At 36.5% G+C, this 18,478-nt stretch carries 8 protein-coding genes; 5 read left to right on the top strand and 3 right to left on the bottom strand.

Features of this window, described 5'->3' with window-relative positions; all coding sequences use genetic code 11:
* The first annotated feature begins 20 nt into the window (after window positions 1-20).
* Both minD and minE read left to right on the top strand, forming a co-directional pair.
* On the top strand, window positions 21-833 hold the full coding sequence (gene minD, locus HBA_RS01675) for a septum site-determining protein MinD (protein ID WP_097032309.1): 813 nt from the start codon (window positions 21-23) through the stop codon (window positions 831-833).
* 3 nt (window positions 834-836) lie between these two features.
* A complete protein-coding gene (minE, locus tag HBA_RS01670) occupies window positions 837-1,106 on the top strand; it encodes a cell division topological specificity factor MinE (RefSeq protein ID WP_097032308.1) in 270 nt (89 codons plus the stop codon).
* A 1,536-nt stretch (window positions 1,107-2,642) separates the two neighbouring features.
* Here minE and tsaB read toward each other — a convergent pair.
* Together tsaB and HBA_RS01660 are read right to left on the bottom strand one after the other, a co-directional pair.
* The gene (gene tsaB, locus HBA_RS01665; protein WP_097032307.1) at window positions 2,643-3,356 is read right to left on the bottom strand and encodes a tRNA (adenosine(37)-N6)-threonylcarbamoyltransferase complex dimerization subunit type 1 TsaB; all 714 of its coding nucleotides are present in this window, start codon (window positions 3,354-3,356) and stop codon (window positions 2,643-2,645) included.
* 4,693 nt (window positions 3,357-8,049) lie between these two features.
* On the bottom strand, window positions 8,050-9,591 hold the full coding sequence (locus tag HBA_RS01660) for a TerC family protein (protein WP_097032306.1): 1,542 nt from the start codon (window positions 9,589-9,591) through the stop codon (window positions 8,050-8,052).
* 629 nt (window positions 9,592-10,220) lie between these two features.
* Between HBA_RS01660 and manX the strand changes: the two genes are divergently transcribed.
* Genes manX through HBA_RS01645 form a run of 3 tightly spaced genes read left to right on the top strand, consistent with a single transcriptional unit; the run spans window position 10,221 to window position 12,946 of the window.
* Window positions 10,221-11,222 (top strand): PTS mannose transporter subunit IIAB, encoded by a 1,002-nt coding sequence (manX, locus tag HBA_RS01655; protein WP_097032305.1) that lies wholly within the window; start codon window positions 10,221-10,223, stop codon window positions 11,220-11,222.
* A 56-nt stretch (window positions 11,223-11,278) separates the two neighbouring features.
* On the top strand, window positions 11,279-12,079 hold the full coding sequence (locus tag HBA_RS01650; protein ID WP_097032304.1) for a PTS mannose/fructose/sorbose transporter subunit IIC: 801 nt from the start codon (window positions 11,279-11,281) through the stop codon (window positions 12,077-12,079).
* 15 nt (window positions 12,080-12,094) lie between these two features.
* On the top strand, window positions 12,095-12,946 hold the full coding sequence (locus HBA_RS01645) for a PTS mannose transporter subunit IID (protein ID WP_097032303.1): 852 nt from the start codon (window positions 12,095-12,097) through the stop codon (window positions 12,944-12,946).
* Window positions 12,947-13,924: 978 nt separating this feature from the next.
* Here HBA_RS01645 and cspE read toward each other — a convergent pair.
* Window positions 13,925-14,134 carry a transcription antiterminator/RNA stability regulator CspE gene (gene cspE, locus HBA_RS01640; RefSeq protein ID WP_097032302.1) on the bottom strand — a complete coding sequence of 70 codons (210 nt, stop codon included), beginning with the start codon at window positions 14,132-14,134 and terminating at the stop codon, window positions 13,925-13,927.
* Window positions 14,135-18,478: the final 4,344 nt, after the last annotated feature.

Genomic DNA, 18,478 nt, shown 5'->3' with positions numbered 1-18,478 from the left:
CATTAACAAGGAATATATTTATGGCACGCATTATAGTTGTTACCTCGGGTAAAGGAGGCGTTGGCAAAACCACATCGAGTGCCGCCATAGCTACCGGTTTAGCCCGAAAAGAGAAAAAAACTGTGGTGATCGATTTTGATATCGGATTGCGAAATCTTGACTTGATCATGGGATGTGAGCGACGTGTAGTCTATGACCTTGTGAATGTAATACAGGGCGATGCCACTCTAAACCAAGCGCTTATAAAAGATAAGCGTACCGCAAATTTATACATACTTCCTGCGTCTCAAACAAGAGAGAAAGATGCCCTGACTCAGGAGGGTGTAGAACAGGTATTAAATAATCTCAGCGCCATGGCATTTGATTTTATTGTTTGCGATTCACCAGCTGGTATTGAAACCGGTGCTATGATGGCACTATATTTTGCTGATGAAGCCATTATCACTACAAACCCGGAAGTGTCATCGGTGCGTGACTCAGACCGTATTCTAGGCATTCTATCATCAAAATCGCAGCGAGCTGAAAGCTGTCAAGAGCCTATTAAAGAGCACCTATTGCTCACCCGCTATAATCCGGACCGTGTCAGTCACGGCGATATGCTTAGTATGGAAGATGTGATTGAAATTCTGCGTATTCCTTTGATAGGTGTCATCCCAGAAGATCAATCGGTATTGCGGGCATCCAACCAGGGCGAGCCAGTAATTCTAAATGAAAAATCTGACGCTGGTCAGTCATATTCAGATACGGTTGATCGCCTATTAGGAGAAGAACGTCCCTTTCGCTTCATAGAAGAAGAGAAAAAGGGATTCCTGAAACGTCTGTTTGGGGGATAAACTATGGCATTACTTGATTTTTTTCTCTCCCATAAAAAAACAACAGCCCATATAGCTAAGGAACGGCTGCAGATTATTGTTGCCGAACAACGCAGGGGCGATAATGAACCACATTATCTACCAAAACTAAAAAAAGACCTTCTTGAAGTTATTAGTAAATATGTGCAAATAGATCCCAAAATGCTCTCAGTTCAATTAGAAAAAAAAAATGGAGATATCTCTATTTTGGAACTAAACGTGACTCTGCCGGAAAACGAAGAAAACAATAAATGAACGTCAGCACCCGCCTCCTAGGCGCTAGCATTTCGCTGCTAAAACCCAATTTATTTTGCCGTCAATTATGAGTGCTATTTCATAGCTGTACACTTGTGGTAATAAACGGGACGACAGTGATTCTATCTTCTTTATCCATAGCTAAGTTGCTTTAAATAATTAAAGGATCTTATTATCTAGGGACCATGGTACGTATAACACAGTTACAACAAATTTTATACAGGCAACACAATAGATCACAATCTAGCTAATATAGGCTTTTCGGAAATCAACTAATCTATGAGCAAACAACCAGGAATTAGCAATTTTAATACGACGAGATCCAAAATTAGTTACTTCCTGGCGACTTTAATTTTTTTCATTCTTTGCAACGTTAATAAATAACCTCATACTTTCTAACTTACCTGAGCCCAGCACCTAACAGATAACACCTGAGCTGCCTTACTCAGATGTTATCGGCAAAATCTAATAAATATCAATGTTTGTATCATCGCCATGTTGTTCATGAAGCACGTACTAAGTACGTCGGTAAAGAATTCCATTTATATAAGATGTAGTGTTTATGATACCAGTATGTTAAATCCCTAGAAAAAAGAGCATATGATAAACTACACTATATCCTAGTTATCGAATAGCCATCTTAACATCTTACTAAGAATATTACCAAAATAATTTCAAGTCTTTTTTTTCGATAAATCTTGCAATACCTTTGTGGTTTATTGATTTGCTAGGATCGCAAGGCTTACTACTAATAATAGTAAGTAGATAAAGAAAAGTGAAAATATTGCTATTTAATAACTTCATCAAGAACAAACGTGAATAGTAGATGAGAACATAAACAAGATTCGGTATATATCGCCACTCGAGTAGTTAACTTACCTGCTACTATTTATCGTGTAACGACTTATTTAGTCTAATTAAAAAGGTATTTAGATTGCTTAATCCATCAAAGGCGGAGATAAATACATAGTGCATCCGCGACGGATATAAAGCGGCAAAATAACAGGAGTGCCTTTTTACACCTAACTTATGGAGAAACATAAACGGTTTATAACCGTTCACAATCATAACCATACATGTAATCATCTGCTTGATCGATATATCTTTTACGTGCTAGTCATCGACACTGCCTGACAAACGTGATCTATTGCAATGTTAGATAACATTGTTAGACATTGCTGACTATGCGCAATGATGCAGCCAACAAATAACTAGTGCATTAAAGTCACTTCCTCATCATCAAGAGGTTAATGGTAATTTCTAGCAAGCGGCTGTCAAGTTTTGTTAATTCAGTTAACTACTTTACCACAAAAATTCTCTTCTTCACCGCGATATATAACTGCAGTGCATTAATGACTCACACCAAATCGTTCAGCGGCGTAGAAGACATTACTAAAATCGCATCCGGTATCGTACCGTACATAATAAGCTTTAACATTGTGATCAAAAGGATGATCAAAAACACCAGCCAGCATAACAATTATAAATTATGGTTATGCTGACTACGCCTAGTACTTTATATCGTTCATAACCTGACTAAACGGACCTGACATTGCTGGATAATTTTTCCCATGCAATTTTATTACGCAAATAAGTCGGTTCTGCCATCACAACTGACTGAGCGCCACCATGATGATATTGATGCAGCGCTAATGGCAACATATCCTTAGCGCTTGGCAGTAGCGTTTTACCCGCAACGAGATGCAATCCGTCGTGATAGAGTAGGGTCGGATAGGCTTGCCAGCCGGTGCCTGCAGTTGCCCAACATCCGGTCAGATTTGCACTCAATGCAGACAGATCTTCGGGCGTCACCACCACATCGCATGTCTCGCCAAACCAGACGCCTGCTGCCTGACGTCTATACGCTGCCCAATAAACTTCCCCCATGCGAGCGTCTATAGCGGTCAAGACCTGACAAGCACCAGTTTTACGCCAAGCACCTTGGGCCAGAACTTTTAGCGTAGACACGCCGATAACCGGTAGATTAACCCCTAGTGCTAAACCCTGCGCGATGCCGATACCGATACGCACGCCGGTAAAGCTGCCCGGACCGCGGCTGAACGCTAACGCATCGAGGCTATCAAGCGTAATACCGGCCTCCTTCAACAAGCTATCTACCATAGGTAGAATAAGCTTCGCGTGTTCGCGAGGTGCAACAGCAAAACGCTCTAACAATAAATTATCTTCAAACATCAAAGCGGCAGAACAGGCTTCGGTAGCGGTATCAAGGGCTAAAATACGAGTAGGCATACACAAACCTCAGATGAGAATTAAAAGATCTATCATAAGCCTGTATAATATAGCATACCCTCTTCAACACGAAGGTGCGAAGGGTTTGCTGCATGAAATAAAGGCAATCATGTAATCCAAACACAGGGTTGCGGCGAAATTGAGGTATGCGTTGTAGGAAAACATTATCCGTAAGGTCAGATTATCTGCCATTTATAGAAGATAAATAAATGATGAGCCTGTCCGCTCAACCTTCTCCCGTATGAAAAGGCTGACGCCATATTTCAGAATAATAACTATTTTTAGAATCTGCACGCCGGCAAACTAATTACCGACGTGCAGGTATCGTAATCCTCAATGCTTGGCTTTCAGAGAATCGTCTTGTACGATACACATACAGTTTCTAGATAAAATTTTAAAAACAGCACATTTTCATTAGCGTCGACAAAATGACGCAAGTTTGTGCGTCTGCTGATTATTCTGCCTACGGCAAAATAAACCGCGTCAATACAGCATAAAATTCCACTATTAGATGACATCTCGTCTGATGCTAGGTGTCAGAAGCAACTATGGTTGTAGTTATAAACAATTATTCAAATAAAGATCCTTGAAAACTTTTGTTTATTGCAAAAATTTTTTCATGGTTCCAATAAAAATATCTGCGAGCTTAGAAAGTATTGAGCAATATAACCAAACCCACCTAGGCAAGCAAAGTGAAATCGAATTTCATCAGACTCATACGTTGGGTAACGTAATTTATCTTATCATTTATCTAGAGTACATAAAGCGGTTAGAAATAGGGAGCCATTCATGTACTATAGCTAGCTGTTTACGACATGACGTCATGCAAACGATTAAAGACTAGCATTGGCTTTAGTTCTCACATAAATGATGTGTGTTATATATATATTGATTATAATCATTAGTATTAGCAACTAATTGCAGATCACTGGTATTCCAAAGTATTTGGCTAGAAGAGCCTATAAGGATTTATTATAGTCATACATTTAAACGCGCCCTATTAAGTAAAGCTTCGCTGCATTATAAAATAATTTTAGTTCGTAATCATAGCAGTATCGTTCGCTTTGCAAACAGGGGATTAACACAGCCTTCTAAAACCTTAAAAAAGATTAAGGGGTACTATCCCACCCTAAGCTAGAAAAACCTTTGTCGCAGATAAACAGCTAGCTAACTCTCTTTTTCAAAAACGTTATGTCTAAAGCATTAGTAAGGTAAACCACCGTCATATCGCGCGCTAAATTTAGGATGTAGCAGGCTAGTGCACTGCTGACCAAAAAATACTAAACTGCGCGATATCTAGCAGTTAATGCACTTTATCGAAAGCTATCGTATAATAGCTGTAAATTAATTCATCCAAACCGCTTTTGCTACTACTATCTGTCAGGCAAAGATAGTAGTTAGTCACTAATAACATTAGTATCCATGATAGTTACCGCTATATATTTATATTTAATATCATTGATGTAAAACAATTATATTAAGCGCTGGTTACCAGAGAATAAGTAGTATTTATGCGACGATACCGTAGAAAAGTCTGATATCTCCCCTAATTCCCTTTTACCTGATGTTACGGATTGCGTTAAGATAAATATTGTTTAAAATAACTAGATCTAAGCAGATCGTTATACATGGTGATGTACAGGTTAGGGGAATCCAATAAATGTAACACTATAAAATTGAAACCAAGATCATCGATGCATTATAAAAGTTAGTTATTATAAAAATGCGTTACTATATAATTGAAATTTATATAGTAAAAATTCTACTCTAAGAACAATATTAAAGTTTTTTGAGCTTTAATTTCCTATGCATTTATAAACATAAATGACTATTTCGCTGATGTGGTTAACTTCTAGTTAACAGACCACTAGTTAAATCATTTAGTCGATACTGCTGAATAAAAATAAGGTCACGACGAATAATCCGGCCTTTGTTTACAATATTTTAATATACGTGCACATAGTCACTCTGATATATGTGACGGCATGATCGATATCAACCGAAAGAATAAAATTACTCAATCCGAATTGAGCCCCCTATTTGCGCTAGCCAGAAGAAATTGACGCAGTGACAGGTAATAACAGTCAAGATTAATATGTAATTAGTTTTTTAAGGTATTGCATTTAGCTATTTTAGCTCTGATTGCGATCATGGAATTAAAACCTTACCAATGCAATTGCAACACAATCTGTCATAACTGTAAATGTCTAACTACCATTTATAGTTGTGCATTCATTATTACACAATTACTATTGTGAGTTATGACGATCCCGCACTTTTTCTTACTTGATGACCAGCGAGCCGACGAAACTATTTAATCTGTCCGGTATTATTTGGCGCGACCCATATAACCTGCGCCTAGTATAGCAAATCAATCTTCACCAAAGATTGAGTAAAATTTAATAATTATAGTAAATCTGTTGAGTAACGATTTCAGCAACCTGGTAAAATTAGGCAACGTGCGTGTACCTTTGCTATTTTGTTATGTATCGTAGGTCGTTACGATCATGTATGGCATTATTAACACTTTTATTTACTGCTACTTTGGCAAAGTAGCGCACTCGCGGCAACCTGTAAACGCCTTGCGTCTCATAGAACTCCTTTACCTACGTGACTAAAGTGCAAGTAATATAAATAATCGACAGCCTCAAGCAATTATGTCGCAGCATCTTCCGCTTGCACATGAATATTAACATTACTATCCGTACCCCACCTAATGGAGGTTAGTTATTATATTCATCTCATCTTTGGCAACGATTTTATCTTCAACAACGTTAAATATGCAAAATATTCGTAATATCTAGAGAAGGATTAAAAGATCTACTAGTTACTACCGTTTCTCGATTAAAAGTTTATTATTTATTTTAAAACTGTGGCTGGAAACGAGCAACGTCAACTGACATCATTGCTAATAGCGGTGTTAATTCCAATTATTTGCAATACCACCCCGTCGTCGCTGCTTACTCGAAGCAGCGCGTTTTTAGTGTAAGCATGCAGACTAAGGTTTTTCCTAATTATAAAACAGATAAACCTCTCTCCCGATTATTACACGATTAGCCCGCGCTACATGAAGCTTAAACATAGGTAGCTAGCAAAGCAGAAATGACGAACAACTTAAGATGCCTTTGACAGAGATTTTATCACAGGCAATTAGTATTAAGTCGAATACAACATTAATAAATTAGTTTTAACAAGCAGTTAACTTTTAATAATATTAAAACTGAAGCGTAATGGCCTATGCAGGCATGGGTAATTACAAAATTGATTACTACTAATTATTTTGACAGTGATTTCATCAATACAAAATTTTTAACGCATTTAATTATTATAATAAAATTAATGTCACATATTCGTTGCCTTATAAAGGTTTTTGAAATATCAAATTTGATTAGCTTTTAATACACTCAAAAGTGATATTAATATATTAAGTCTCATAGATTAAATTCGATGATAGTGGGTCACTGATTTGCGAACGATTTGATCGAAAAATTTTGCTAACGTTATGTCGAACGTATCGTAGGCGAGGTTGATAGCTCTCTGAACCTAACTAGAAATATGAAAGACTATATTGATTAGGCAATCATCCTTGTCATAGACAGCAAAAGCCCCTTCCCCCCCCGATACAGTAAAAAAGCTACTAATGCAGTGTTTTTACGTAACGACACCCAACGATAGCGGATAATATTGACCAATATTTCCTATAAAATAAACTTTCCAAGAAAAAAACAACATAGCGATTCACTATATCTACCTATGGTAGTACTAAAATAGGATGAATATTTAAATATTCGTAAAAGATTATTGCTCTTATAATTATAAAGTTATGCTTTTATCAACAAGGGATTGCTCGTGGAGTAATCACACATTAGTGAGGACGTAGTGCACAAAGTTCAACACGTTCCTTGCATTTTTCCAGCTCTTAGCAATTGCTAGAATACTACCAAATAACTATTCCGTGAAAAATAACCTGACCTCTCATTTTGCAACGCATTTTTACTAACAAACCTGCAGAACTAGCCGGCTAATTTGCCGCCCTTTTTTTGGACAAACCCAGTCGCGCCTGTCTTTATCGTGGCTTAAATATAACGGAAACGTGCTATTAGAAAAGCAGCGGATGTTTGTTTTATTACACTCAGGTAATACGAAGCATTTAATAACCTATCTTCCTTGATGCATTTAGAGTAAACTTAATTAATAGGTTTTGTCTTAGCGGAGGATATGCCGGTCAATGCAGCGAAGACCGATATGCAAGCAAAGTTCAGATACTGTTCATGGGACAGCATCGCTTTAGCTGCGATGAAAGCGCAATCAATTGCCTTGTGCTAAATGGATTTGTGTTAATAGCAAAGCACTGCGTATATAAACTCGATAAAGTTATTTAACTAATATAAAACCTATAAGAGCATTAATGCAACACACCGAAAAAATCACGAATTATATTTATTAGCAAGATGCCATTCAGTCGTTTAGTACGATAACTAGGGCAACTTTTAAAACTTTAAGGTGAATAAAAAAGTAATGCTGCCTAGCTTAATAGGTGGGTCTAACAAGTCATACCTTGGTTTATAATATTAACTTTTAATCAGAAAAAAATAAATAAAAACAATGCTGAGGAAGGAATTAACACATTACATATGCCAGAATCGGCAAAATAAAGTACAGCACACCATTTAGTAGCTTATTGTCTTTATTATCAATTCTCGCGGTGCCACGGTGCCAGACGCTCAATCCACACAAGTTCTATGCGATACTCAACCATCTGACGAATGGTAAAATGCCACTCGTCGAATGTCAGTACTTGTCCCTCTATTGGCATTTGATCGCACTGAGACAATAATAACCCAGACAACGAGGCAACACTACCCCGCCCGCGCGTCAGCACACGGGTGTTAAGCGCCTGTTGTAACGCATGCAAGTTAGTGCCGCCTTTTGCCAGCCAGCCATTCGCGTGAATTTTGATTTCAGGCGTCTTATCCTCGTCGGAAGGCTCTCCAGCAATTGCTTTTAGCACGTCCAGCGGCGTTACCAACCCTTGAACAATACCGAACTCGTTGGACACTAGCACTATACTGTCTTTAGCCCCGCGTAATTCCTCTAGCAACCCCAAAATATTTAAAGTTTCCGAAACTACGATCGCCGGGTTAGACGCGGCGTAAGATTTTACTTGCTCCCCATTATTCACAGCCATTATTAAATCCTTAGCCCGCACGACACCAATAATCTGGTCTAATTCTCCTTTACAGACTGGAAACATATTATGTGGCTTTTCCATCAATGTTAACCGCAATTCCTCAATTGAACGCTGGCAGTCCAGCCAAGCAATCTCATTGCGCGGCGTCATAACGCTGCTCAATGACAGTGATAACACACGGGTAATCATATTGAGTTCTTCGGCAGAGAAATGAGCTTGTTTAAAATCTTGAGCCAAATTATCCTCGTTGATTTCATGCTGTACCTTTTTACCTATCAGACGCATAATTGATTCTGCTGTAAGCTCGCGAATCGGCTTGACCGACTGATTTTTAATAAAATTACGGCGCGCTATTTGGTTAAACATTTCTATAAGAATTGAAAAACCAATAGCTGCATACAAGTAGCTTTTCGGAATATGAAAACCAAATCCTTCGACAATAAGACTGAAACCTATCATAAGTAAGAAACTGAGACACAGCACCACCACAGTTTGATGACAGTTTACAAAACTGGTCAATGAACGAGACGCTAGCAGCATAATCGCAGTGGCAATCACCACAGCGGTCATCATGACGGGCAAATTGTTAACCATTCCTACCGCCGTGATGACTGCATCAAGAGAAAATACCGCGTCTAGTATAACTATTTGCACTACTACTGCCCAAAATCTAGTATATTTATTGCGGCAAACGCTGTTGTTGTGCTCTTTATTTTCCAGACGTTCATGCAGTTCTGTGGTTGCTTTGAATAAAAGGAAAATCCCGCCGAAAAGTAGGATTATGTCACGGCCAGAAAATGACAAGTCGCCCAAAGTAAGTAATGGATACGTCAGCGTTACAATCCAAGAAATCAGCGATAACAAACAAAGGCGCATTATCAAAGCTAACGACAGACCTACCACCCTCGCGCGATCGCGCTTTTGGGGCGGGAGTTTATCCGTAAGGATAGCGATGAAGACTACGTTATCGATTCCTAGAATAATCTCTAATACGATTAGAGCTAATAACCCCACCCCAATTGAGGGGTTAATTAAGACTTCCATCACAGGATCCACCTAAAGTATCAGGCTCGTAAGGTATCAGGCTGTAATGATTACAGGGTTAAACCACATCTTTAGCCGGCAAAAGCACAGGGGCAGTCCTTATTAATAGACAAATCTTCCTGAAAAAACAGAATCAGGAATTAAGAAAAACAGAACTAGCACGAAACACCAGTAGAAAGGATAATAATAACCGCGGTGGCGGAAAAATAATTAAACGGCTGCGTTGATAATCCATCTGATGGTTGCTTGCTCCCTTTTATCACTGAAATTTTGTAGTATATCAGGGATGCGTCGTCTGGAACAAAACTTTTTAGTTCAAGCCGTTTAGTCATATTTAGTTACTCTCTTTTGCCTACTTGTATCTATTTTAGTAGGCAAATAACTGAGCATTGTCACAATTTTATTTTTCACACACTAAAATAAATTGTGATTTACTTAATGTATGCTAATTATAAGCGTATGCTTATAAAAGTTAATAGCTGAATAAGATTAATCTGTAACACAGATGTCTGTTAGTTTTATCTAATTCCGGATTTTGTAAGTATTATACCACCAAATATTTTAGGCATCTAGACACGGTTGTTGAGATGCCAACATAATTTGTTTTATCAAATTTAGAGGAGATATTAGTGAGTATTGCTATTGTTATTGGCACTCACGGGTCAGCAGCCGAGCAATTACTAAAAACAGCGGAAATGATTTTAGGCGTACAAAAAAATGTCGCCTGGATCGGTTGCATCCCTGGAGACAATACTGAAACATTGATTGAAAAATATACTGCTAGTTTAGAGGATCTTGATACCGTAGCAGGTGTGTTATTTCTGGTCGATACGTGGGGAGGCAGTCCATTTAATGCCGCTAACAGAGTTGTCACAGATAAGAAAAATCATGACATCGTTACCGGTGTAAATGTTCCTATGCTACTTGAAACTTTTATGGCCCGAGATGATAATCCTTTATTCCAGGAATTAGTTGGCATTGCGATGGATACAGGACGTATGGGCATAAAAGCCCTCAAAAATCAAGAAGATAGACAGGATGCTCCATCCTCTGAAGCGCTAGCCCCCACAACAGGTGCAACAGACGTTCAAAGTCGCCGTATGATCATCAGTTTGGCACGTATTGACGACCGCTTGATCCATGGTCAGGTAGTCACTGGCTGGACAAAAGAAACTAACGTTAAACGTATCATCGTAGTCAGCGATGATGTAGCCGCGGATAAGGTGCGCAAAACATTGCTTACCCAGGTGGCACCTCCGGGAGTTACAGCTCATGTGGTTGACGTAGCAAAAGCTATCCGCGTTTACAACAACCCCAAATATGCTAATGATCGCGTTATGTTGTTATTTACTAATCCGACAGACGTCTTGCGTATAGTTAATGGTGGTGTTTTAATTACTACTGTCAACATTGGAGGCATGGCTTTTCGCCAAGGCAAGACCCAGGTGAATAATGCTGTTTCGGTAGATAAAAAAGATATTGAGGTGTTCAAAACACTTAACGAACGCGGGATTGAACTGGAAGTACGTAAAGTGTATAGCGATACTCCGCTAAAAATGATGGATTTAATTAAAAAACTAGAAACTCGGCAATTAAGTTTTAAGTCACATAATAACCATATAAAAGCGTAAGATTGCGTAGAAATGTTATTAATTACTCATATGTATAAAAGTAAGAGGCATATACAGTGGAGATCACCACGCTTCAAATTGTACTGATATTCTTCGTTGCCTGTATTGCAGGCATGGGATCTATTCTCGACGAATTTCAGTTTCACCGTCCGTTGGTGGCTTGTACCTTAATTGGTTTAGTTTTAGGTGACATAAAAACCGGTATTATCATCGGCGCAACCTTAGAAATGATCGCTCTGGGATGGATGAATATTGGCGCTGCGGTAGCGCCAGATGCTGCGCTTGCGTCTATTATTTCTACCATTCTAGTCATTGCAGGTAACCAAAGCATTGGTGCCGGTATTGCGCTGGCTATTCCACTGGCAGCTGCTGGCCAAGTACTCACCATAATTGTGCGCACCATTACCGTTGCCTTTCAACATGCAGCCGATAGCGCAGCAAATCGCGGCAATCTGACAGCGCTAAGCTGGATTCATGTTTCAGCGCTGATTTTGCAGGCCATGCGTATTGCTATTCCTGCGGTAATCGTGGGTGTGTCAGTTGGTACCGACACCGTACATAACATGCTTAGTTCTATTCCAGAAATTGTCACCAACGGCCTAAATGTCGCCAGCGGCATGATTGTGGTGGTAGGTTACGCTATGGTTATTAACATGATGCGTGCAGGTTATTTGATGCCATTTTTTTATCTGGGCTTTGTAACTGCAGCATTCACCAATTTTAACCTAGTAGCGATGGGAATCATCGGCGTGATCATGGCAATTATCTACATCCAGCTTAACCCGCGTTACAAACAGGTCACCGACCAAAATGCATCGACGCAGAATGCTAACAATATCGATAATGAACTAGATTAAATTTAGGTAAAATAGATGGTAGATACTACAACTATTATAAGTACCAAAAAACTAACAACTAGTGATCTGTGCAAAGTATCTATGCGCTCAAACCTTTTTCAGGGATCCTGGAACTTTGAACGCATGCAGGCTCTTGGTTTTTGTTTCTCTATGGTGCCAGTAATTCGTCGCCTGTATCCTGAAAATAACGATGAGCGTAAACAGGCAATCAAACGACATTTAGAGTTTTTTAATACTCATCCCTATGTAGCTGCTCCGGTATTGGGCGTAACAATAGCTATGGAAGAACAACGCGCTAACGGTGTTTCAATTGATGAGGCCACTATTAACGGGCTGAAAGTGGGCTTGATGGGACCGCTGGCAGGGATCGGAGATCCAATATTCTGGGGCACTGTAAGGCCAATATTAGCTGCTCTTGGTGCTAGCATCGCATTAAGCGGTAGTTGGTTCGGTCCGTTTTTATTTTTCTTTTTGTTTAATTTAGTGCGGTTAGCAACCCGCTATTACGGCGTAACCTACGGCTACCGTAAAGGCATCCATATCGTTAACGATATGGATGGTGGCTTCCTGCAAAAAATGACAGAAGGAGCATCAATCCTAGGGTTGTTTGTCATGGGGGCGTTAGTAAATAAATGGACTCATGTAAATATACCCGTAGTCGTATCAAGTCTTACTAATTCCGAAGGGCATACTACAGTCACGACCATTCAGTCGATTCTAGATCAAGTAATGCCGGGTCTTGTGCCACTGTTACTTACCTTAAGTTGTATGTGGCTGCTACGCAACAAAGTGAATTCTCTATGGATTATTATGGGTTTTTTCATCATCGGAATTTTTGGTTACTGGATGGGATTACTAGGCCTGTAAGCCCACAAGCAAAAAAAAATTGAAAAAATTTTATTTCGGTTTTTTACTGTTTATGATAGTTTTTTGCGGTCTTCCATAAAAACGTGTTTTTGTATTGAAGACCGCTAATCAAGAACTATTTAATCTTACTATTATTTTACAACTTACAATAAGTTATCTCATCAATGACTCATGCTATTCGTTATTCGCTATAGCAAAACAATAGAGCTATACCGATTGCAAGTACTCAAGCTATCAAATGACTTAATTAGTCATTACCTAATATTGCACAATTAACAGCATCTTGCTCTGCCAAGTGTATGCGAGCGAATAAAAATCTAGCACCACAGCTGGCGAAATATTTACGAACTTCTGTAACCAAGCGCCGTTTATTTAATAACACCTAATAAACATTAGAAATATCGCGCAGCAATACAACTATGTATTGCGTTTTACATTTATCGATTACCCATAACCACTTTAGGTAAATGCGATATCAACATCAAAAACGTCATCGTTTTAAAATTTAATGGTTTATTTTAAGAAAAAACATATCGTTGCTCATAAATTTAATCTGCTTATAAGTTGATGACACCAGAAAGAAGTTTTACTCTTGCGTTTAATTTAACTGTTTTAAGTCTAGATTCAATCACACATACTTTGTTAAGTAAGTAATTTATAAATAAATTAAGGTGTTATACTTACTTTAACTTCAATGAGAAGATTTAGTATTGCACTTTAAGCAGTAAAAAAATACTAGTGCATAGTAAAATAGTATCGACAAAGAATTAAGATATCGGATCATCAAAAAATTGAGATGGGGCAGGAAAAGTCAAAAGAAAGTACGGTAAATGAAGTTTTACTAATAAGTATTATCTATAAATAACTTATGCGGCCCTAGAGTGTTAACCCACCCAGCTTAGGGGTCTGAAAACATGCTGGGTAGGTTATAGCTTATCTATAAATAAAATAACCCAATATTGCAACAGCAACTTGGACTTACAGGGCAGTTACGTTTACTGCTGAAGGGCCTTTTTGACCATCCTGGATTTCGAATTCCACACCCTGGCCTTCGGCCAGGGTTTTAAAACCGTTACCTTGAATAGCAGAAAAGTGAACAAACACATCTTTACTTCCATCGGACGGAGTAATGAAACCAAAACCTTTAGATTCATTGAACCACTTCACTTGACCTTTTATTTTTGCCATCTTGCATATTTCCTTTGGAGTATTGAAATCGCTCTTTAGCGACACAGAGATCAACTGGAATCGTTACTGCTTGAGGCACTATAAGATAAGGATTGGCAGAGAGAAGTGGTATGCAACGAAATCTTCAACACGCAAAACTCCTTTACTGAAAATGCAACTCATATACAGCACTATACCTTGTTTTACTCAGTTGGGGTTATCACATACTCTGTAAATAATGGCAAGAAATTTTTAATCAAGGCCGGATATGTCGCACATAATCAAAACACTGATCGTATGCTTTTAACATGAATAATGAATAACAGTTTTCGCGACTAGGTATGTAACCTGGTTACTATTTATAAATAAAGCACTTTACATGTCTAAAAAAGTGCTAAAGATCCTTATGTTATACTTGGTTATACACACGATGTATGTCATTACATGACAAACATCACATTAGCATCAGACCTTATCTATATTTAATGCATTATTTATACAAAATATTTTGTAGTATAAACTTAATTAATAAAATTTAATTGAAGCTTTATAACCGTGTGTAATATAGTGCAATACTATGTTAAAATATTACGATCAAATAGATTACAAGTTAAATTGGCTAAAACCTTTTCCTTTAGTTAGTGTCAAACCTACTTATAAGTATTGTATTTAGGAAACGTAAAAGATGTAGCAGCATCTGCGCTAATTAACAAATCAAAAGTAAATCATATATTCTTAATGCATCAAAATAAATAAAAAATATCAAATGTGCATATGTATTACTTACTGAGGGGATACGTCTGACTATCTTGTTATTAACCTAATATTTAAAGTAAAATTAAAACGATATAACAGAAAAATGAAGTAAGTTATTACTAATGCCATGGAGCTCATATCCTCACACTAATTTATTTAATTATCCACCACAGCACGCACACCAGCCAAATTAGCAGTTAAGTTTTTATACACAAAATGCCCTTAGCAACGTTAGCACCACTACTAGCATACCGACTTATCATGGTAGTCTTAGTTTATTCAAGGATGCATCTGCAAGATTAAACAATCTCAATTGTGCCGTTATAAATCAATCTTCATGCCAACAAACATTTAAATTGATAGCTATAGCAAGAAAATTTCTTATAAATTTACCGCATCATGCAAAAGCACTAACGATTATAATAATCTATTATTATACATTACAAATTAAATAGCCAACTATTTGACGCTGAGTCTCGTCAGCGATGTTTTGCGTAACAAACTAGCAAACAGTATTGAATGAAGAACATCTATTAATACTAGCATATAAAGGCGCGCTTAGTATATACCATATAGTTTGCCCTCATGTATGGTGATTTACCCCATAAAGCAATATCTTTGTACAAACCTTAAACTCTGCCTTGTTAGAACGTTAAGCACCAAAGCGCTAGCAAGAACATATCCGGATTAGTAAATCTTCATAAGATTATCGTGACACTTAGCATAATCATACCAGCAATTTGTCTAGATCATGATCGTGTACTCTTTTTGTCAAGAGTGAAAACGAACAGTGATAACAAATTATTCACAAACCTACAAAACAGGTTAAAGTAATAAAATATTTCAATGTAAAATATTAAGTATAAGAACGTATATATTATAACCCGGTTTAAGAATTACATGCTCTAAAACAGTTTTGCTAAAATTACCGGTATGATCGTTTTTTATTTGATAAACTCAGTTAGCAAGATTATACCATTGTTATCTTTGATACTGACGCAATTCAGAAAGAACCATTTAACCTAGTATACAAAGAGAAATACAGAAAAATGCTTCTGCCCGAAGCTAAAAAGCGTCGGAGATATAAAAATATTAACTTCCAGTTAATTCATTTCACTTCTAATTAGAATATTGTTAAAAAACTATCTGTAAACCACTATTGCTGATGCATTTACTTATTCACCAAAACACATGCTCCCACAAATCATCTCACTGATTATACAAATTATTTATAACTAACAACTAAAAGCAAGACAAAGCAGCATAATTTTAATTAATTTACTTTTGCATATCTATTTAAAAGTTTTTTTTAAAAAATCCTGATAAGATTTCTTATATATTAGAAAGATATACTATGTATAAAGATATTATCTAATATTATATATGTACATATTTAAAATTAATATGAAACTTCTTTCACTAAAGAACTAAGCGTGATTATAAACTTAAATTTAATAGGGATTTAATTACTCTAACTTGATATCGGTCATGGCCATAACTTAATCTCACAGCCTCGAGATTTAGTCATGGCAACATGATGAGCGCCTAACTGTTAATGTTTTCATCTTTGCTGATATACCATTACGCATTTTTCCGTGAAAGTAATTATATAAATAAAAACTAGCATCTGTTTTATTGTTAGCTACAAACAACTAGATCAAACTTTAGTTACTAATTTTTAATAAAGTAAGTATGTCATTTCTATTTCAAAGTAAATAATTACATTAAAATCAGATCAATTAGTTAAGTGAATAAGGCATTAAAGCTAATAGTTATTATTAACTAACATTTTATGATACGATACACAGGACACTAAGCAATATTTAACATAATTATTTTAATGTATTCCAAGAAACAAATAAAAATCGTGAAAAACTATGTAATCTGATCGTATTTTGATATCACAGCAGTGATCAAACATGTGGTACCAAAATTACAAACAAGTATTATTTTCTTATTTACGTCTTATACGCACACAGGCTACTACATAATTTCAACATAAGCTAATCGGAGACGGGGATAGAGGTATTAGAACCATATTTAGGGTAAAAACTACATTAACTAGAATTACAGACGAATCAGACACGTCATGTTTACAATTACAAAACTAGTTCAGATTTAATCTGGTTAAACCAGCGAATACGTGTGTAAATTTTAAATAGATTCAATTTTATTGAATACATAGATGATACTATCTTCATCTAGTATACTCAAGTGCATAGTTTCTCTCGTTAAGCTGGTCAACACACGATTTGAATTTTACTAATACGCATTAAATAAATTTTTATAGCTTTTGTAACTAATATAAAAAGCTTAAGTATCAATGAATCTTTTCTATTTTTCTCTATGCAATGTAGCAAACGTATTTGATTATTTGCAGGAAACTATGGTATATAGTGTCTTTACACTATTAATTTTCCAAAAATATAGAAGTGCGATTGTTAAGTTTTACCATAGCGTTTAAAAGATGTCGAACACCTTTAATATCAGTAATACTTAATAAAATTGTTTATATACTTTACTATTATCATATTAATAGCTAATCTATAAAAGATTTGCGTTTAAAAACATAAAATGTTTATAAAAACAATAGCAAGGTCGCTTAACCTTAAAATGGCAATTTTGCAACATAATTCACTAATTAATGTTAATAACATTTCTTACACAAACAGTTTTTATATGGTTAAAACATTAATAATAAAAATGTTACAAACATACAACTCTTAATTTTTATTATATTACAATATTAATGTATCTAGACCAACAATAAGCTTTAATAGCTTCGTCTTAATAATTATATTAAATGTCTTCATTGCGTTTTAAAAAAAATACATTGCTATCAGGCACTTTAACTAACAATGTCAGTGCACTACAAGCTAATTTATCCACCCATCAATTTAGGTGGCTAAATATCACATGCAAGTAAGTATTGATTATTATTTTATTGCTCTTCTTTGCCATCCTTGCAATATTTACGAATATAAACATATCCATCAAATATAAATTGGCGGGTATTCAGTAGTTTATTGGTTAAGCGTCCTTTATTTGCCGTGCGCATTGTCTGGCAGTTTATGACTGCTGATTAATACCTATCTCCTATAGATATTTGACTGCGCAGTGCTAATTAATATTAATAGCATGTTATTACGGATCATATCCGTAACGCGTATTCTTAACAGCTAGTACGGCAACAATCAATATGCTGATGATAGCATAGAGTGTGTTTACTGCTTTAAGTTTTAAACAGTACGGTAGGAGCTTTATCGGTGGTATTATCACTACGTATTCTCCTCATGTTTACCTTCTATTTCTATGCTTATCTGCTTTTATCTATAATGTTAATAGTGGTATTGCTGCAAAATTTATTACTAACATAAATATATTAAAATATATATAGATCGCGACATATGTATTTTCCTAGTTTTAACGCACGCTAACCACTAGCGAAATCATTTGGGCGTCTGATTATGCGCAAAAGCCTTGGCTTCGGATTTATATAGCACATACGACTATCATCGTATCGGCAGTACTATAAACCAAGCCTTATCTTTGGCAAACTGCTCCCTCATAGTTAGGATAAATTATATTGGCGTAAAGCTGGTAAGCACG

Source organism: Sodalis endosymbiont of Henestaris halophilus (assembly GCF_900161835.1).
Lineage (GTDB): Bacteria > Pseudomonadota > Gammaproteobacteria > Enterobacterales > Enterobacteriaceae.
This window is presented reverse-complemented; position numbering and strand designations above follow the sequence as displayed.

What these genes read in the sequence shown, in the direction of transcription:
- minD (WP_097032309.1), top strand. Translation starts at nt 21, where the DNA reads ATGGCACGCATTATAGTTGTTACCTCGGGTAAAGGAGGCGTTGGCAAA.
- minE (WP_097032308.1), top strand. Translation starts at nt 837, where the DNA reads ATGGCATTACTTGATTTTTTTCTCTCCCATAAAAAAACAACAGCCCAT.
- tsaB (WP_097032307.1), bottom strand. Translation starts at nt 3,356, where the DNA reads ATGCCTACTCGTATTTTAGCCCTTGATACCGCTACCGAAGCCTGTTCT.
- HBA_RS01660 (WP_097032306.1), bottom strand. Translation starts at nt 9,591, where the DNA reads ATGGAAGTCTTAATTAACCCCTCAATTGGGGTGGGGTTATTAGCTCTA.
- HBA_RS01645 (WP_097032303.1), top strand. Translation starts at nt 12,095, where the DNA reads ATGGTAGATACTACAACTATTATAAGTACCAAAAAACTAACAACTAGT.
- cspE (WP_097032302.1), bottom strand. Translation starts at nt 14,134, where the DNA reads ATGGCAAAAATAAAAGGTCAAGTGAAGTGGTTCAATGAATCTAAAGGT.